We start from the raw sequence: 19572 nt of genomic DNA, 5'->3' as shown, positions 1-19572 counted from the left end.
TTGCCAGATTCTTCCATCTTGGCTCCCCGGATCGGATTCGAACTCTCGAAGAAATCGTGAGAGTCATCATTAAATGAGGATTAGGCGACCAGTACTGTTGGAGGCATCTTACGGGCGGGTGACTTTATTGGATAGCATCCCGATGCCTTCGATTTCTACTTCTACCTGGTCGCCGGGCTGGATGGGGCCGACGCCTGGCGGTGTACCGGTGAGGATAACGTCGCCCGGGCATAAGGTCATAATATTTGAGATGAATGACACGAGGTAATCCGGTTTGAAATACATATTAGCGGTTGTTGAAGACTGCTTGACCTCACCGTTGACCCTGGTCTCGATATGCAAGTCGCTCGGGTCGATTTCGGTCTCGATGCAGGGGCCGATCGGGGCAAACGTATCAAAGCTCTTTGCCCTGGTCCACTGGCCGTCCTGGTTTTGCAGGTCGCGGGCGGTAACATCGTTAGCGCAGGTATAACCCATGATATGCTCTTTCGCCCGCCCTACGCTCACCTTGCGAGCGATACCCTTGATTACAATGGCAAGCTCGCCTTCATAATCAACCTGTTGACTCATTTCAGGATAGATAATATCATCGTTTGTTCTGGTAACAGACGATGGCGGCTTTAAGAATATGATAGGGTTATCATGCATGGCCATACCGAGCTCTGCGGCATGGTCGGTGTAGTTTAAGCCCACGCAGATGATTTTCGACGGGAGGACCGGCTCAAGCAACCGCACTTTATCAAGCGGGTACCCCATTTTTGTAGGAGTATAATCTTCGAGCGGATTTCCCTTGATCAGGCGAACGGTATTTCCTTCTAAGAGCCCGAATGCGACCGGGCCGCCGTACGAAAAACGAACGAATTTCAATTTGCATCCCCGTTCATCTTGAGACCGTTAGTTACGTGCACACGCTTGTGCATCAAGCCGTATTCAACACTGTCAACCAGTGCCTGCCAGCTTGCTTCGATGATGTTTTCCGACACGCCGATTGTGCCCCATGTCTTCTGGCCGTCACCGCTCTCGATAAGAACCCTGGTAACAGCGCCCGTTCCCTTTTTCTCGTCGAGGACACGCACTTTAAAATCGTTGAGCTCGATTTCAGAGAGCGCCGGGTAGACGGATTGTATGGCTTTTCGTAGCGCCGAATCGAGCGCGTTCACCGGACCGTTTCCTTCGGCCGCCGTTATGACTTCTTTGCCGCCGACCTCAAGCTTAATCGATGCTTCGGTCGCAACATGGCCGTCTTCGCGCTTCTCCATGATTACCCGGAACCGCTCCAGCTTAAAGAAGACCGGCAGTATCCCGAGTGATCTGCGCAGGAAAATCTCGAGCGACGCATCGGCCGCTTCGAAATGATACCCGACGTGCTCCAAGCCCTTGATGCGGTTGAGGATATCGTTAACGCGATGCGGCTGGCTCGAAAGATCGATGCCAAGCTCCTGGGCTTTCATGATGATCGTGCTGCGACCCGCAAGCTCACTCACCACAACGCGCTGAATGTTGCCGATCAAACTTGGATCGATATGTGCATAAAGCGTATCTTCACGTTCGACAGCGCTGGTATGGATACCGGCTTTGTGCGCAAACGCGCTCTGCCCCACATAGGGCTGCTGCGGATACGGGCTTAAATTCGCGATTTCGCTTACAAAGTGCGACACTTCGGTTAAGAGTTTGAGCTGCTCGGGCTGGATTAGTTCAATCCCGAGCTTAAGTTGAAGCGCCGCTATAACGGAGCACAGGTTCGCGTTACCGCAACGCTCACCGTAGCCGTTGATCGTACCTTGCACATGGGTCGCGCCTGCTTGCACCGCGACTATTGAATTGGCGACTGCGCAATCTGAATCATTATGCGCGTGCACACCAAGCGGCGTACGTACACGCTGCTTCACTGTGGTAATAATCTCTTTGATATCGTGGGGAAGCATGCCGCCGTTCGTATCGCAGAGTACCAGGCAATCAACACCGGCTTCCTCGGCTGCTTGCAGCGTTGCCAGGGCATACTCAGGATTGCTTTTATATCCGTCAAAGAAATGCTCGGCGTCAAAAAACACTTCGAGCCCGTTCTTCTTTAAGAATGCGACCGAGTCGGCGATCATCTTGAGATTCTCATCGGGGGTCGTGTTTAAGGCGTGCGTAACGTGAGCGTCCCATGCCTTTCCCACGATACAGGCAGCGCCCACACCGCATGCAACAAGATTCTTAAGGACTTGGTCGTCTTCGGGGCTAACGCCTTTGCGGCGCGTGCTCCCGAACGCGACGATTTTTGAATTCTTCAGTTTTACATTTTTGGCAAGCTTGAAGAACTCGTTATCTTTTGGATTAGAGCCCGGCCAGCCACCCTCTATATAGTGGATACCAAGCTTATCCAGCTCGCGTACTATCTTTAATTTATCGGCCACCGAGAAGGAAATGCCCTCCCGCTGCGCGCCGTCTCGCAGTGTCGTGTCGTATAGTGTAACGTTAACCATATCAAACTTCCCGCGTAACTACTTTTATTTCTTACATCGCACTTACTAAATTATCGGCGTAATACAGCCGTTTTCAATAGCTACAGCTTACCCAACATACTCAAGCCAGTGCGCGTACTTCTCATCTTCGCCTTTTACAACCGAGAAAAACTTCTCTTGCAGGGCTTTTGTGACCGGGCCCGGCTCGCCTATCACTCGTTTATCAACCTCGCGGATCGGTGTAATCTCGGCCGCAGTTCCGGTTACAAAAAGCTCGTCGGCCAGGAAGAGGTCGGTTCGTACAAGATCACGCTCGACCACTTCATAGCCGAGGTCTTCCGCAAGCGTTACGACCGTATCCCTGGTAATGCCCTCAAGAATGCTCGCCGATGTCGACGGCGTGTGAATAATCCCGTTCTTTACGACAAACAAGTTCTCACCGGTCCCCTCGGAGACAAAACCTCGTGCATCCAGAAGGATCGCTTCCTCGTAATTACTATGGATCGCCTCCATTTTGGCAAGAATCGAGTTGATATACTGTCCGGTTGCTTTGGCCGCCGGCGGAAGCGAGTTCGGGTCGATTCTTCTAAACGAAGATATCATAGCGCGAATGCCGTGCTCGAGGCCTTCATCGCCGAGATACGAGCCCCAGTACCACGCCGCGATCGCCATATCGACCTTTGAATTAAGCGGATTGATACCCATCTCGCCGTAACCACGATAGGCGATCGGCCGGATATAGCAGCTTGAGAAGTTATTGGCGCGAACGAGCTCTTTGGTCGCTTCAACCAGCTCAGCAACTGTATACGGCATCGGCATAATATATACCTTAGCCGAATTAAACAACCGCTCCATGTGCTCGGTAAGCCGAAAGACCGCCGTGCCGCGAGGCGTCTCGTAGGCTCTAATGCCTTCAAATACACCCGAACCATAATGCAGGGCGTGAGTCAGCACGTGGACCTGCGCTTTGTCCCAATCCACAAATTCGCCATTCATCCATATCTTGTCAGCTTTGTCTAATGGCATTAATCCTACCTCCTAGTTGTATGCTCTTAGAGAGTCTTATATAGCTTCTTTTACGAGCTCGGCAACCATATCGCCGACTTCGGATGTACCATAGCCCATCTTGCCGGCCGCCAGGCTTTGTATCTTTGACGATGTAACCGTCACGATAGCGTTCTCTATCTTCCGGCCTGCTTCCTTCTCGCCAAGCGTCTCAAGCAACAGCTGGACCGCCCCGATAGCGGCAAGCGGGTTGATGATATTCATACCGGTATATTTTGGCGCAGAGCCGCCGATCGGCTCGAACATAGAAACGCCTTCCGGGTTGATGTTTCCGCCGGCCGCAATACCCATGCCGCCTTGAATCATAGCGCCAAGATCGGTGATGATATCGCCGAAGATGTTATCCGTTACGATGACATCGAACCACTCCGGGTTTTTCACGAACCACATGCAGATCGCATCAACGTGCGCGTAATCGGTTTTAATATCCTTATATTCCTGCCCTACCTCGTTAAAGGCACGCTCCCACAGATCAAACGCGTAAGTCAACACGTTGGTTTTACCGCACAGCGTCAACTTGTTTTCCTTATTGCGCTTGCGCGTATACTCAAACGCATAGCGGATGCAGCGCTCGACACCTTTCCTGGTGTTGATGCTTTCCTGTGTCGCGACCTCATCGGCCGTCCCTTTCTTCAGGAAACCGCCTGCTCCTGCATATAAGCCTTCGGTGTTCTCACGGACAACCACAAAGTCGATATCCTCCGGGCCTTTATCCTTGATAGGAGTGTAAACGCCGGGAAACAGCTTAACCGGCCGCAAGTTGATGTATTGGTCGAGCGCAAAACGGGCCTTTAAAAGGATACCTTTCTCCAAAATACCGGGCTTCACGTCAGGGTGGCCGATAGCGCCAAGCAGCAGCGCATCCTGCTGGCGAAACTCATTGATCGCCGAGTCGGGCAATATGTCGCCTGTGCGCAGATACCTGTCACCGCCAAAATCATAGTGCGTAAGCTCGTATTTAAAGCCTTCGACCTCACTTACGGCTTCCAGCACTTTCAGCGCTTCTCTTACAACCTCTGGCCCGGTTCCGTCCCCGGGGATAACTCCTATCTTATACAAGTTCTCTCCTCCACCTCTTAGTCTTCTAGCCTTCTTCGTATGCATTCGTCGCACACCGGCGTGGGTAGTCTCCCTCTCAAGATTAGCTTAAGCGTTCTTTACTTTCGCTTTCGCGTACTCGATTAAGCCGCCTTGCTGCATAATATTATTGACAAACTCAGGGAACGGCTTAGCCTTATATGTTTTACCGGTCGTGATGTTGATGATCTCACCTTTATCGGTATCAACCTGAACTTCATCGCCGTTACTAATGCCGTCTACCGCTTCAGCGCTCTCCATAATCGGCAATCCCATATTGATTGCATTCCGATAGAAAATGCGGGCGAACGACTTGGCGATTATGACGGAGACACCGGCTGCTTTAATCGAAATCGGTGCGTGCTCCCTCGACGAGCCGCAACCGAAGTTTTCATCGGCAACAATAATATCGCCCCTGCTCATCTTGTTGACGAACTCCGGGTCGGCATCTTCCATACAGTGCTTGCCCAGCTCGTCCGGGTCGCTTGTTTTCAAGTACCTGGCCGGTATGATTGCGTCGGTGTCGATATCCCGGCCGAATTTCCACGAGCGTCCTTTATATATCATGAGTTTAACCTCCCAATTATCCGATACTCGGCTCTTTATGCATTACATAATCAGGGCTGACGATCTTACCGGCGATAGCCGAAGCCGCAGCAACAGCCGGACCGCACAGGTATACTTCACTCTCCGGATGCCCCATCCGGCCGACAAAGTTACGGTTGGTTGTAGCCAGAGCACGCTCACCCTTCGCCAGAATACCCATATGCCCGCCGAGGCATGGGCCGCATGTTGGTGTACTTACCGCAGCTTTTGCGTCAATAAATATATCAATCAGGCCTTCCTTCATTGCCTGTTTGTAAATCGCTTGCGTACCCGGGATAACAATACAGCGGATTCGCTTGTCGACCTCGTGGCCTTTCAGGATCTGCGCCGCAATGCGCAGGTCTTCCAAACGGCCGTTTGTACAAGATCCGATAACGACCTGATCGATAGCAACCTCGCCGACGTCGCTTATACCGCGGGTGTTCGACGGCAGGTGCGGAAATGCGACTTGCGGCTCGATGTCCGCCACATCCCACTCAAAAACCTGCGCATACTCAGCGTCAGCATCGCTCTTATATACTGTGAACTCGCGGGCTGCACGCCCTTCAACATAATCTAGCGTCTTTTCATCGGGCTCTATGATGCCCGATTTGCCGCCCGCTTCAATCGCCATATTGCACATCGAAAAACGGCTGTCCATCGACAGCTTGGAGATCGCTTCACCGGTAAACTCCATAGCCTGGTAGAGCGCACCGTCGACGCCGATTTTACCGATGGTGTAGAGGATCAAATCCTTGCCCGACACCCACGGGTTAAAAGCGGTACCTCGAAATACGAACTTTATGGTCTGTGGAACTTTCAGCCATGTCTCGCCGATCGCCATAGCTGAGGCGATATCGGTTGAGCCCATTCCGGTCGAAAACGCGCCGAGCGCGCCGTACGTACAGGTATGGGAATCGGCCCCGATTATCACGTCGCCCGGTAAAACCAAACCCTGCTCGGGCAGCAGCGCGTGCTCGATGCCCATGCGACCAACCTCAAAATAGTTGGAGAGCTCTTGCTCGTGGGCAAAACCGCGCACCATCTTGCACTGCTCCGCGGAATCGATGTCTTTATTGGGAGCAAAGTGGTCGGGAACCATGACTACTTTGTCTTTATCGAATACCTTATCGACGCCGATCTTTTTGAACTCTTTAATCGCGATCGGCGCAGTTATATCGTTACTCAGCACCAGGTCAACCTTAACATTTACCAGGTCTCCCGGTGTGAGCTTATCTTTTCCGGCATGCGCCGCTAAGATTTTCTCGGTTATCGTCATTCCCATATCTATACTCCATTCCTTTTGCGGTTGTCATCGAGCCATCAATTTAGTGCGACGCATTCGACTTGTTACTATGTCGCTTCCCTATTCAGGACTAATTTAGTCCTGAATTAATAGCCGGTACGCCCCCTGCTCATAAAGCCTACATTGGTTTTAATCTGTGCTACGATCAGCAAACGTCTACTTAGCTACTCATAGCCTTGTTGATTGCATTTAGATAGGCTTTGGCGCTGGCCTCAATAATGTCGGTGCTTACGCCCCTGCCGAGAACGGACTTACCGTCTATCTCGAGCTGGATTGTAACATCGCCCTGCGCATCGAGGCCTTCCGTAATCGAGTTAATGTTAAGGCTAATAAGTCGCCCTTTCACCCCAGTCGCCATCTTAATGGCTTTACAGGCAGCGTCAACCTGCCCGTCGCCGGCGCTTGCACCCTCAATTACATCGCCGTTTTTCTTGAGGCGAACTGTCGCAGTAGGAGTTGAATCGGTGCCGCTGCACACATAGAGATACTCAAGCGTATAGATATCGGACGCGGTTCGAACCTCGTCGGCGACCAACGCTTCGACATCGATATCCGTGATTTCCGCTTTTTTGTCAGCCAAAGCTTTAAAGCGCTCGAACGCATTCTCAAGCTCATCATCCGACAGGCGGTAGCCAAGCGATTCCAAGTGCGTTCTAAAGGCGTGGCGGCCCGATGTCTTGCCGAGCACGAGCGCGCTTTCGGTCACACCGACCCTTTTGGGGTCGATAATCTCAAATGTGGAGCGCTCTTTTAAGACACCGTCCTGGTGAATGCCGGAAGAGTGGGCAAACGCGTTGCGCCCGACTATGGCTTTATTGTATTGTACCTGGTAGCCGGTCAAGCTGCTTACAAGACGGCTCGTCTTGCTGATTTCTTCGGTTTTAATATTCGTATGTTTGCCAAGCATGTTGCGCCTGGTATCGAGAATCATCGCAATTTCTTCGATGGACGTATTGCCGGCGCGCTCGCCGAGACCGTTAATCGCACCCTCTACCTGAGTGGCGCCGTTTACAACACCGGCCAGTGAATTTGCGGTAGCCATACCCAGATCGTTGTGGCAATGTACGCTTATAATAACATCATTCATCGAAGGCACGGCCGCAATAAGGTCGGCGATAAGCTTGCCGAACTCATCCGGCGTCGCATAGCCGACGGTATCCGGGATATTAACGACGGTCGCACCGCTCTCGATTGTCGCTTCGATAAGCTTGCATAAAAAATCGAAGTCTGCGCGCGTTGCATCCATCGGTGAAAACTCGACATCGTCAACATACGACTTGGCGTGCTTAACCGCGTTAACCGCCATCATCAAAACCTCATCTTTGGTCTTCCTAAGCTGACGTTCGATCTGCGTATCCGAAGACATGACAAACGTGTGGATGCGAGGCCTCTCCGCATGTTTTATCGCTTCGGCAGCTCTATCGATATCGGCTTCAACTACCCTGGCCAGAGCAGTGATGACCGGTTCTTTTACCTTCGCCGCTATTTTGCTGACCGCCTCGAAATCACCGGGTGACGTAATTGGAAACCCGGCCTCGATAACATCGATGCCAAGGCGCGCCAGTTGCTCGGCAATCTCCAGCTTTTCCCTGGTGCTAAGAGAAATACCGGGCGACTGTTCCCCGTCTCGTAATGTTGTGTCAAACAGATAAATACGATTAGCGTCTGCTGTCACTTGTTACAACCACCTTGTTCTTAAATTAAAAGTACGTAAGTCAACAGTATTAAATTATGATTATAACATAAGTGCAGCTCTTTGCACGTGCACTTTTAGCAAAATATTTGCAGCTTTATGAGACCCCTCTATATTTGCGAGATTCCAACGATGATCGTGCTTAGCAAGGTCCGGCCTATTTTCAATACAGCTTTTCAATCATAAAAAGAGAAGGCCACCGATTAAGGCGGCCTTCTTGTGTTTTTTCAACCTTCTAACTGTTTGCTAGCTACGACGATTAATCGTCATGACTCTTTAAGTGACCGCCACTGGTAAGACTCCTGGTAAAGGTATGGCAGTTACTACAATCGTAGCCCTTGCCCTGGACGTGTTTATTGTGAATCCAGTTCGGGTCGGACACTGATTTGTAGCTATGGCAGTTATCGCAGAGCGTCGTTCTCGGCTCTTTAAGTGGATAGCCTACACCGTGGCATGTCGCACAGTTATTCCTGTCCCTGTGCTCGGCATGGAACGAAGTAAAGGACATGCTCGACCTGCTGTGCATGCTGTGGCATACGTCGCAGAGCTGTGCGTCGGTACCTCTTCTTACGTAACCGAGACTGCTAAACGGAATCCTTGCAACGGTGCCGCCGAGCTGCGCGTGGCAAACCGTAGCAGTCGCGCAGCTAAGCGCCGTTGATTTCGGGCCTACTGCGTGATGGATGCTCTGGTAACTTTGCGTCTGCACGAAGGTATGTCCGTTGTAGGTTACGTTTGCGATATTGGTACCCTCGATAATAGCGGCGTTGACATCGCCGGTTTCAAAGGCGACTTTGTTCCTGATCGGCAGCAAGATGTTATCAAACTTGTTGCCAACGGCGTTGTTCTTCGGCTGCCAGGTTTCGTGTACCTTAAACGGATACAGTTTTGCCATCGGTTTTCCTGGAATATCGGTATATGCACCATCCGGATACGCCATTTGTACCTTGCCGTTCGCCGCATACGTAACCGGATCTAAGAACTTGTAGAAGTGGCTAAACGAATTGAACCATGCATAGGTTGGCATGACATTCGACCCACGCGTAATTGTCGGATCCCACCTGTTGATAGCAGGAATCGGTTCTAGCGTTCTCCAGTCTCTGACCATATCCGTTGAAACTGCTTTCGCAAAAGCAGACACGTGGCAGGTCGTACAGTTGAGTCTGTCTGTATGTCGATCAAGATATTTATAGTTAACGTTCGTTGAGCGGTGCGGAACCTTTGTATGGCAGGTTTCACAGCTCATGTCGAAGTTAAGATCAACCGCTCGCATATCGTTGCCGCGACCGGCCATCTTGTGACTGATCGTTCTATGGCAATCCTGGCACTCGAAGTTCTGGCCGTCGGTACCCATGTGTACGTCATAGCTCTTGACGCACGTTGGCAGTTTTGAATCGATGTCGCCGCGCTTGTTGTTGTCGCCGCCACCGGCGTTTGCGTGGCAACGCAAGCAGGTCGCTTTAGTTGGACGGCTGATAGTCTTGGCGGCAGCTTGAATGTCGATTGTCGGATCCGGCACTAAAACAAACGTACCGTCTGGATTGGTTTGAACAATCCTCTTGTAGCTTGTGCTGTGACAGATCAAGCAGTCGATGTTCTCAAGCTGAGCTTGGCTTGAAACGGTCGCCGGCTTCAAACCGAGACCGGCATGACACCATGCGCAACCGCATTTGTTATTAGCGGTGTTGTCAAGATTGGTCATGGTGCCGATCCAGTTACCCTCGGCCCATACGCAGTAATTGTTAATACCGCCCATCTTTGAAACTTGTGGGTTTGAACCTGCAAGCTCGATAGCTTTCGAGTTGTCTCCTCTCCACTGATAGTGAAGCGAGCTAAACATTGTGTTTGCCTGTGTTGCATGGCAAGCACTGGTGATACAGGTCTTGGTGCCCAGGTATGGATTGCTAGCAGTGATGTACTGCGAGTGATCCGGAACCGGAAGCTCTACCTTAAAGGTGTTGGTACCGGTACCAGTCCAGGCACGTGTATCCGTAACAGCTACGCTAACAGTCCAGACACCCTTTGCCGGTGCTGCTGGGAGCGTATAGCTATAGAACATGAACCCGGTCGTTGAGTCTTTGCTCATAGCAACGGCGTTAACAATAACCTTGTTAGCCGGATCTTTGATGGTAACTTTAGCAGTGCTGATGCGCCCGCTTGTGAGCCTGTTGAGGCCATTTTGCGCAATAGCCCTGACGACAACAACATTGCTCGGATTATACCGGTACTTGTTCGATACCGTTTGAATGCTCAATGTTGATGACGAGTTGTTTACCTTGACCGAGATGCTTGCCGTCGCCGTCTTGCCCGCGGAGTTGGTTACGGTCACAGCGAGCGTATATGTAGCGTTTTTCTCCTTGGTGGTGTCCCACAGGCTGTTCCAGGTGCCGGCAATAGAGCCGTCCGGGCCCGCCATGACCTGCGGTGTGCCGGTACCGATTTTATACGACACATCGGTTACAGTGTAGCCGCTACCCCCGGTGCAATCAGCGGTGATGGCAACGTTGCTGCCGACAACCGTAGCGCCCGCTGTCGGAGCCGTAATTTTAACTGTTGGCGGCGCCGGAGTTGGATTGTTTGCCGTAACGGTGATTTGAGCCGATCCGGTTACACCGAGTGAATCTGTGGTTGTAACTTTAATGGTATGGCTGGCGTTGGTAACTTTGCTTGTGTCCCACCAGCTTGTCCAGGTACCCGATGCAGCGCCGGTTGGGCCCGACATGCTAACCGCAACGCCGCCGTCGATCTGGTAGCTTGCGCTACTAATTGTCGCACCGGAGGCTGCACAGGTGGCATTGATCGGTATCGTTCCCGCAACGGTTGCTCCGCTGGCAGGAGTGGTAATTGTTACCGTCGGAGCCGCCGCAAATGCCGCCGGAGCGCACAGAACCATCGCCGCAATTACTAAGATGGCCAGTGTTATAAAATGCTTTCTCACGAAATTTCCTCCCTTGTAATTCCCTATTATTAAGCGCTCAATCATTCTTTTAAACCCCTCCCTTCTTAGCTAGATTTACACCCGCTTGAGCAACGGGATTGCATACGAAAATACAATGTGCCGCAAAGTTTTTGGGATAGGAGTCTTGAGATGTCCGCAGTTAATCAAAGTATGCTTGCTTTCAAAGTGTTGAATACAAGCTTGCTTTCTTGATAAAATAGAAAAGCAAATCGAAGCCTGTCCCAGGTTTCTTTGCACTCGACTGGAGAGCTGGTATCTCTCCAGTCTTTCTTTATTCGTTTGATATTTCCATGCCCTACTTTTAAGCGTCTACCTAGTTAAAACGTAAGCTGCCATTCTTTCTTACACTTTTGTTACAAGTATTTGTACAAGTCTTCACGAAACAATCAATTATTATAGGGGTATCTGTTTTCGAAAGGATATGTGAGCAGCGCTAATAGGCAAGCGACCTTGTCTTGAGGCGATGTGATAATATTTTGCAGTATAAAATGGCGCTAGAAGCAATATGCGGTACCATGCTTACGTACCGCATATCTATGTGTATCTCCAAATATAGGCTACCCGGTAGGGTATACGATTTTGCTGCTGCTACTATATACAACGTTATATCACGTAATACCTTACACTATATTTGAAAATATTTTGAAAATCTTCCTGATATATTTGATTAGCGCTCAACAAGCTAACTCCGTTGGCTTGTTTCCACCAAAAGTTTGATATCACGGTAACCCTATAGTATTATTAAGCCGTGGTGATACATATATACCCTTCTTTCCTAAAACACCTGTAGTAATCAGAAAACACACGATGCGCTAGAGGCGAATTATGCAAAACGAAGTGAATAGTATCACAAAGACTTGCTGTGACTGTGATTCGTGCATCATGCCGTGCTCTCGTAACAAAAACCTTGAGAACGGGCGTCTCCATCTGCCCAAAATTACCGGTAATGAAAACCATACCTTTGACGATGAGGCTTTCAACGCTCTATACAAGATGCACTATAAGCGTATTTACGCGTTAGCCTACCGGATGGTAAGAAGAAGAGAAGATGCCGAAGACATAGCGCAAGAGACGTTTTTACGGGCATTTAGGAATTTCGATAAACTCGACCCGCGAGCCCCTATCTTTACCTGGTTATGCAAAATTGCGACCAACCTCTGTATAGACAATGCGAGAAAAGGCAAGAATGTTCAATTGATCAGCCTCGATGGCTGTTATGTTGCTGACATTCTCGAACAAAAATGCAAATTACTTATGAAGGTAATTGACCTCGGCCAAAACATCGATATGGAAGAAACGTTGGAGTTAATCCATAAAGCCATGGATGCGCTGCCGCCGCATTACTGCCAAGTCTTGGTCTTGCGCGGCTGCGAAGAACTCCCCTCAAAAGACGTAGCCAAAATCATGGACATTTCCGTATCTTCCGTCGATACTATCCTGCACCGTGCCCGATCTAAGGTTAAAAAGATATACCAAGAGTTGTTCGAGAAGCACCATGTCCATGTGTTCTTTGGCGTGTGGTTTATCGGGCATCTATTGCACAGGTTCCATCTGCCTATCACGAGGCTTCTGAAATAATGAAGCCCCAGCCGTTAAGCGGCCATTCGATGCTAGCTGTTCTTTTTGCTGATGATAATGGTTAGCAATGTCTGTGAATCTTTCTCGGTAAAATAGATGCTCGTTGGATATTTATTGATGAAGCCGGTTATCAAAGTGGTGCCTTTCTTCGGCTTTGCCTCCTGCTTGATCGAAGAGAATTTCGACTTATAGAATCTAATAACTTCATCGACAGTTTTTGTTGTCTTGACCTGCGTGTAGTAACTAACTCCGGTAGGTTGCCCTTCGCCCTCTTTGTTGCCGACCGAGTTGTAGGTCATACTCGATGTTACGACACCGCCATCGATCAGCGGGAAATCAGCCGGGAATCCTTTAACAACAGGCACCGCCACTGGCTTTTCCGAAGCCTTGTTTGCAGCTGTTGTATTGTTCTTTGCACAACCCCCCGTTCCAAAAACAGCAGCCACAACAAGAAGGCTGACTAGGGTTATTAAAGCACGTTTCATAAGCTCCTCCTTGAAAGCAAAAACTGGACGGCATGATTGCCGCCCAGCCCAATTATTAAACGATTACCGGCAGTAATGCAACACTACAATGTCAGGAAAGTTGCAAAACTCCCGGTCGCACCCTTAATCTCTTCCACTACTGCATCCGGTATCGGAATATCGACGTTGATGCCCATAAGCGCTTCCCCACCGATTTTCTTACGGCCGACTTGCATGTTGGAGATATTAATCCCATGCTCACCTAGAATGGTTCCGACTTTACCGATCATGCCCGGGATATCCTCATAGCGGAAAAATGCCAGGTACTTGCTCGGAGCCATATCGATATCAAACTGATAGACGTTTACGAAACGCGGTTGGTTCTTTTTGCCGACCAGCGTACCTGCAACCGTTATCGGCTCGCCATTGTTCTTGCCGGTTACACGGATGACGTTAAGGTAATCCTGTGACGAGGCTTTTCTTAACTCGTTAACCTCGATACCACGCTCCTCGGCAAAGACCGGTGCGTTAACATAGTTGACCGGCTCTTCGACAACACCCTCAAACAACCCTTTAAGAATTGCTATGGTTAAAAGCTTGGTATCGAATTTAGAAATCGGTCCAATGTAATCGATATCAACCGAATACACGCCGCCTTCTGCAAGCTTGGTGAAGAGTTTTCCCAGTTTCTCGGCTAGTGGAAGGAACGGTTTAACCGCTTCCATCGCTTCAACGGGAATAAGCGGGATATTAACGGCGTTGGACACGAACTCGCCGTTAAGCCCTGCGATAACCTGCTCGGCTATCTGAGTGCCTGCTCTATCCTGCGCCTCAATTGTCGAGGCACCGAGATGCGGCGTGCAGGTAACCGCGTCAAGCTCGAGAAGCGGGTTGCCGGTCGGCGGCTCCTCCTCGTAGACGTCAACACCCATAGCGGCGACCTTACCGCTCTGAATCGCGTTTACCAGAGCGTCTGTCTGGTAAATACCGCCGCGAGCTGTATTAATAAGACGCACACCGTCTTTCATTAAGGCGAACTCGCGCTCGCCGAACATACCGATGGTCTCTTTTGTTTTTGGAAGGTGAACCGTAAGGAAATCAGAAACTTTGAGAACATCTTCAAGGCTCGCTGCCCGCTCAATGCCGAGCTGGGCGGCTCTCTCCTTCGAAATATATGGATCATAGGCGATAATTTTCATACCAAGGCCGTGCGCCCTCTGTGCGACAAGCGTCCCAATTCTGCCGAGGCCGATCAAACCGAGCGTCTTCTCGTATACCTCGACACCCTGAAACTTGCTCCGCTCCCATTTACCGGCTTTCATTGAAGCACTGGCTTGGGCTATGTTGCGGGCACTCGCCAATAGCAGCGCGATCGTCTGCTCTGCGGCGGATACGATATTACTCTGCGGGGCGTTCGCAACGATAATGCCCCGCTTTGTCGCCGCTTCGACGTCGACATTATCAACACCGATACCTGCACGACCGATAATCTTCATATTGTTCGCACGGCTGATGACGTCTTCCGTCACCTTGGTTGCGCTTCTTACGATTAGCGCCTCATACTGGCCGATTTCTTCAAGCAGCTCGTCGGCCGTCATGTCGGTTCGCACATCGACGCTAAAACCGGCAGCTTTGAGTTTATCTATACCTGCCTGGGAAATCTTCTCTTTAACTAGAACCTTAATAGTTATCGCCTCCTACACTCTAAAAGCTAGAAACACGACCGGCATTGAAACGCCGGTCGTGTTTCTAGAACGGATTCTCCATGAAAATCTTCTCAGCCGCCTGGACGCCGATACCTAATGTCACAGGATAGCCGAGCTCAGAGAGAACCATCTCAACGCCCGCAAGCGTTGTCATAATATCGAACCTATCGAAATAGCCGAGGTGGCCGATTCTAAATATCTTACCTTTAAGATGATCCTGACCGCCGGCTATAGTGATACCGTATTCGCTCTTAAGCAGCTTAACGAGTTTGCCGCCATCGACGCCTTCAGGCACCCATGCCGGAGTAACCGCGCTGCCGCGACCTTCCGGCGGTGCGAAGAGCTTTAGCCCCATTGCTTCAAGACCGGCTCTTATGGCATCGGCAAGAATTTTGTGCCGATGGATAATATTGTCCAAACCTTCATTACGCATAAGATTGAGCGCTTCACCGAGACCTACGACCAATGAGACCGCGGGCGTAAACGCCGTCGTCTTCTTAGCCAGCGTATCGGCTGCTTTCTTCCAGCTGAAATAGAATTTCGGAAGGGTCGAGGTCTCAGTCTTAGCCCATGCTTTTTTGCTCACCGACACACAGGCGAGCCCCGGCGGCATCATGAGACCTTTTTGCGAACCGGTCATAACAATGTCGAGATTCCACTGGTCGGTTCTGCACTCAACGGCACCGATGCCGGTAATCGAGTCGACGACGAAAACGGCTGGGTAATCTTTAACGATGCCGCCGATCGTCTTCACGTCGTTGAGAACGCCGGTCGATGTCTCGCTTTGAACAACAAAGACCGCTTTTATATCAGGATGAGCATCGAGCTCGCGCTTGATATCGTTGGGTTTTACAACTTGATCCCATGCATACTCGAGCTTGATAACGTTCATGCCGTAAGTTTCATTAATCTTGACCAGGCGATCACCAAATTTACCGTTCGAACAGCACAGTACCGTATCGCCGGCAGATAGCAGGTTGACTACGGATGATTCCATAACGCCTGTTCCCGAAGCCGTATAGATCAGCACCTCGTTCTCTGTCTGGAATACGTATTTTAGCCCTTCCTCGACTGAGACAAGAAGCTCCTCGAATAAAGGCGTCCTATGGTGAAACATCGGTCGCGCCTGTGACAACAGAACCTCAGATGGGACGGGCGTAGGCCCTGGTGTCATCATGTAATCCTTACGCATGAACATTCCTCCTGTATCGCACAATCCCACACTTTGTGAAAGCTTGTGAATGTAGGTACAAACTATTGTGTTTTATTATACTATCGCTTAACCGTTTTGTACATTTGACCTGCCGGAAGCAGTTTAGAGCAGCTCTTTTTGCTTAATCCATGCCATCATCGAACGGAGTTGCTTGCCAACTTGCTCGATCAGGTGATTGGATTCTTTCTTCCTCATGGCCTTGAGCACCGGCTGATTAGCTGTGTTCTCAAGTATCCACTCGCGTGCAAAACGGCCTGTCTGGATGTCTTCGAGGACACGCTTCATCTCTTTGCGGGTCTCTTCGGTGATGATTCGTTTGCCCACGGTGATATCGCCGTACTCGGCGGTGTTACTAATTGAGTAGCGCATACCCGAGATACCCTGCTCGTACATAAGATCGACGATCAGTTTAAGCTCGTGCATGCATTCAAAGTATGCGATTTCCGGCTGGTAACCGGCCTCGACTAGTGTATCGAATCCGGCGCGGACGAGTTCTGAAGTACCGCCACAGAGAACCGCCTGCTCACCAAAGAGATCGGTCTCGGTCTCCTCAGCGAATGTGGTCTCAATAACGCCGGCCTTCGTGCCGCCGATACCTTTTGCGTATGCGAGCGCTGTAGCTTTCGCTTTGCCGCTGGCATCCTGATAGACCGCGATGAGGGCCGGTACGCCGACGCCCTCTTCATACATGCGGCGAACGATATGGCCCGGGCCTTTTGGTGCGATCATAACAACGTCGACATCTGCCGGCGGAACAATCTGGTGAAAGTGGATATTGAAACCGTGTGCGAACGCGAGCGTCTTGCCTGCCTTAAGATTACCTTTGATCTCGCGCTCGTAGATTCCACCCTGGAACTCGTCCGGCGCTAATACCATGATGAAATCGGCGGCTTCTGAAGCCTTCGCTGCGGACATAACGTTAAAGCCTTTTTCTTTGGCATTGTTCCATGCCTTGCCGCCCTCGAGTTCGCCAACGATAACATCTACCCCGCTTTCGCGAAGGTTTTGTGCGTGTGCATGACCCTGGCTTCCAAAGCCTATAACAGCGACTTTCCTGCCGCTTAGTAAGCCGAGATCTGCGTCCTGATCGTAGTAAATCTTTGCCATATCATTCCTCCATAAATGTGTTATAGATAGTCAATCCAACAATTATAGCATAAACTTATGCTTGCTTGCATGTTGACAAGCTAATATTATACTGGCTCCCCAGATATTAAGCTTCAGCTATTTTGCCGCGAGCTAGCGCTATTTTACCTGTGCGCACCAGCTCTTTTATACCGTACGGGCGCAAAAGGTCCTCGAGAGCCTGTATCTTGTCCGACGTTCCGGTAATCTCTATGGTAAGCGTCGACTTGCTTACATCGATGATATTGGCCCTGAAGATGCTCGCGGTTTCTATGATCTCCGCCCGTATGTTCGGGTTGGCATTCACCTTGATAAGTACAAGTTCCCGCGTGACCGTCTCTTTCGGATCGAGGTCGCTGATTTTTAACACGTTTACCAGCTTGTGCAGCTGTTTAGTTATTTGCTCGAGCCTGGTCTCATCCGCATCAACAACGATTGTCATGCGTGAGATATCGGGGTTCTCCGTTGGGCCGACAGCGAGGCTGTCGATGTTAAAGCCGCGCCTGCTAAAGAGGCCGGAGACTCGTGCCAAAACACCAGCTTTATTCTCTACTAGAACCGACAGGATATGCTTCATTCTCCTCAACCTCCTCTTCCTCGTCTAGCATCTGGCTTAGCGGCGCACCGGGGATGCCACCGAGCATCTCGTCGATTGACGAACCCGGGGCCACCATGGGGTAAATATTTTCTTCGCGCGCGACCATGAAATCTATGACAATCGGCTCGCGTGCCTCTATCGCCGCCCTAAGCGTTGTTTCAACATCCGCAACTTCGGTCACGCGAACTCCCTTAATGCCATAGGCATCGGCCAGCTTAACGAAGTCCGGCGTGCCAACATCGAGATCAACGCTTGAGTAGCGGTGGTTATAAAAGAGTTCCTGCCACTGGCGAACGTTACCGAGATAACGGTTGTTCAAAATCGCTACAATGACCGGCAGCTTCTCCGCCGCAATGGTAGCAAGCTCTTGCGATACCATCTGGACACATCCATCACCGTCAATGTCGACAACAACTGCGTCCGGGCGACCGAGCTGAGCACCGATTGCCGCCGGCAAACCGAATCCCATCGTACCTAAACCGCCCGACGAGAGGAAACTTCTGGGTCTGTCCACCCCGCAGAACAGCGCCGACCACATTTGATTCTGACCGACACCGGTGGTGATAACCGAATCCCTGTCACGCGTCAGCTCGCTGATCTTCTCAATAATGTACTGCGGTTTGATCACGTCTTCCTGGTGGTAATGGAGCGGATACCGCTCTTTCCATCCATTGATCTTGGCGTGCCACGCCGACTTGTCGGCATACGGACCCTCGATTTTGTGCACCGCCGCGATCATGTCCTTAATAACTATCTTCACGTCACCAACGATCGGCAGGTCAACTGCGACATTTTTGCCGATTTCCGCCGGGTCGATATCCACGTGAACGATTTTCGCGTGCGGCGCGAAAGCCGAGACCTTGCCGGTTGCACGATCGTCGAAGCGAACGCCGAGCGCCAGGATTAAGTCGCTGTCCATGATGGCGTAATTAGCATAGCGTGTACCGTGCATGCCGAGCATCCCGAGAGCCAGTTCGTGGCTATCCGGGAATGCGCCCTTGCCCATAAGCGTTGTCGTGACCGGGATTTGTACCATTTCCGCGAGAGCGCGCAGCTCTTCCCACGCTTCCGATTTCGGAATGCCGCCGCCCGCGTAGATGATCGGTTTTTTGGCTTGGGTGATAAGCTTAGCCGCCTCTTTGATCTGCTTCGCATGGCCTTTGTACGTGGGCTTATACCCCGGAATCGTCATTGCGTCAGGATATTTGAAATCAATTTCCGCTCGCGCAACATCGATTGGTATATCGATGAGAACCGGTCCGGGCCTGCCTGATCCGGCAAGCTGGAACGCCTGGCGGATAATCGTCGGCAACAGGCTCACATCTTTCACGAGGAAATTATGTTTGGTAATCGGCAGGGTTATCCCTGTGACGTCCGCTTCCTGAAACGCATCGGTGCCAAGCACCGTCGTTGCTACCTGTCCGGTTATGGCAACCATGGGAACGGAATCCATAAATGCGTTCGCCAGCCCTGTAACCAGGTTTGTTGCGCCCGGCCCGGATGTCACCAGACAGACGCCCACTTTACCGGTCGCTCGCGCGTAACCGTCCGCCGCGTGGCCGGCACACTGCTCGTGTCGAACCAGGACGTGACGGATCGTCTTGCAATCGTAAAGCGCATCATAGATGGGAAGGACCATCCCGCCGGGATAGCCGAAGAGTACCTCTACGCCCTCCATCTCCAAACTTTTAATTAATGCTTCTGCTCCTGTAATGCGCATAACACATCACCTCCTGATCTTTGTCCGCCCCGGTAA

15 protein-coding genes are annotated in these 19572 nt (G+C 50.9%); 1 reads left to right on the top strand and 14 read right to left on the bottom strand.

The window, feature by feature from the left end:
• Positions 1 to 108 precede the first annotated feature (108 nt).
• The 8 genes from VGK02_05885 to VGK02_05850 form a co-directional block, all read right to left on the bottom strand.
• The gene (locus tag VGK02_05885) at positions 109 to 867 is read right to left on the bottom strand and encodes a fumarylacetoacetate hydrolase family protein (protein HEY3374574.1); all 759 of its coding nucleotides are present in this window, start codon (positions 865 to 867) and stop codon (positions 109 to 111) included.
• Complete coding sequence (cimA, locus tag VGK02_05880) at positions 864 to 2468, bottom strand: citramalate synthase (GenBank protein HEY3374573.1); 1605 nt, start codon at positions 2466 to 2468, stop codon at positions 864 to 866. Before cimA ends, VGK02_05885 begins: the two co-directional genes overlap by 4 nt.
• Positions 2469 to 2555: 87 nt before the next feature.
• Positions 2556 to 3473 carry a branched-chain amino acid transaminase gene (locus VGK02_05875; GenBank protein ID HEY3374572.1) on the bottom strand — a complete coding sequence of 306 codons (918 nt, stop codon included), beginning with the start codon at positions 3471 to 3473 and terminating at the stop codon, positions 2556 to 2558.
• A gap of 36 nt (positions 3474 to 3509) precedes the next feature.
• Positions 3510 to 4571, bottom strand: coding sequence for a 3-isopropylmalate dehydrogenase (locus tag VGK02_05870; protein ID HEY3374571.1), 1062 nt, complete (start codon positions 4569 to 4571; stop codon positions 3510 to 3512).
• An 87-nt stretch (positions 4572 to 4658) separates the two neighbouring features.
• Positions 4659 to 5156, bottom strand: a complete 498-nt coding sequence (gene leuD / locus VGK02_05865) for a 3-isopropylmalate dehydratase small subunit (GenBank protein HEY3374570.1) — start codon at positions 5154 to 5156, stop codon at positions 4659 to 4661.
• A gap of 16 nt (positions 5157 to 5172) precedes the next feature.
• Positions 5173 to 6459 carry a 3-isopropylmalate dehydratase large subunit gene (gene leuC, locus VGK02_05860; protein ID HEY3374569.1) on the bottom strand — a complete coding sequence of 429 codons (1287 nt, stop codon included), beginning with the start codon at positions 6457 to 6459 and terminating at the stop codon, positions 5173 to 5175.
• A gap of 181 nt (positions 6460 to 6640) precedes the next feature.
• Complete coding sequence (locus tag VGK02_05855; GenBank protein HEY3374568.1) at positions 6641 to 8155, bottom strand: 2-isopropylmalate synthase; 1515 nt, start codon at positions 8153 to 8155, stop codon at positions 6641 to 6643.
• Between the two features lie 277 nt (positions 8156 to 8432).
• Positions 8433 to 11111: an Ig-like domain-containing protein gene (locus VGK02_05850; protein HEY3374567.1), complete on the bottom strand. Its 2679-nt coding sequence runs from the start codon at positions 11109 to 11111 to the stop codon at positions 8433 to 8435.
• 846 nt (positions 11112 to 11957) lie between these two features.
• On the opposite strand from VGK02_05850, the gene VGK02_05845 reads away from it, so the two are divergent.
• Complete coding sequence (locus tag VGK02_05845) at positions 11958 to 12710, top strand: RNA polymerase sigma factor (protein ID HEY3374566.1); 753 nt, start codon at positions 11958 to 11960, stop codon at positions 12708 to 12710.
• Between the two features lie 32 nt (positions 12711 to 12742).
• Here VGK02_05845 and VGK02_05840 read toward each other — a convergent pair whose 3' ends face one another.
• The 6 genes from VGK02_05840 to ilvB form a co-directional block, all read right to left on the bottom strand.
• Positions 12743 to 13195, bottom strand: coding sequence for a hypothetical protein (locus VGK02_05840; protein ID HEY3374565.1), 453 nt, complete (start codon positions 13193 to 13195; stop codon positions 12743 to 12745).
• Between the two features lie 83 nt (positions 13196 to 13278).
• Positions 13279 to 14859: a phosphoglycerate dehydrogenase gene (gene serA / locus VGK02_05835; protein HEY3374564.1), complete on the bottom strand. Its 1581-nt coding sequence runs from the start codon at positions 14857 to 14859 to the stop codon at positions 13279 to 13281.
• 64 nt (positions 14860 to 14923) lie between these two features.
• Complete coding sequence (locus tag VGK02_05830) at positions 14924 to 16072, bottom strand: alanine--glyoxylate aminotransferase family protein (protein ID HEY3374563.1); 1149 nt, start codon at positions 16070 to 16072, stop codon at positions 14924 to 14926.
• 123 nt (positions 16073 to 16195) lie between these two features.
• Entirely contained in the window at positions 16196 to 17200 is a 1005-nt protein-coding gene (gene ilvC, locus VGK02_05825) for a ketol-acid reductoisomerase (GenBank protein HEY3374562.1), read from the bottom strand.
• 106 nt (positions 17201 to 17306) lie between these two features.
• A complete protein-coding gene (gene ilvN / locus VGK02_05820) occupies positions 17307 to 17795 on the bottom strand; it encodes an acetolactate synthase small subunit (GenBank protein ID HEY3374561.1) in 489 nt (162 codons plus the stop codon).
• Positions 17761 to 19536: a biosynthetic-type acetolactate synthase large subunit gene (gene ilvB, locus VGK02_05815; protein ID HEY3374560.1), complete on the bottom strand. Its 1776-nt coding sequence runs from the start codon at positions 19534 to 19536 to the stop codon at positions 17761 to 17763. Before ilvB ends, ilvN begins: the two co-directional genes overlap by 35 nt.
• Positions 19537 to 19572: the final 36 nt, after the last annotated feature.

It is taken from the genome of Candidatus Aquicultor sp. (assembly GCA_036504445.1).
Lineage (GTDB): Bacteria > Actinomycetota > Aquicultoria > Aquicultorales > Aquicultoraceae > DASXVE01.
The sequence above is the reverse complement of the archived record's forward strand: the minus strand, read 5'-3'. Positions and strand labels throughout refer to the sequence as shown.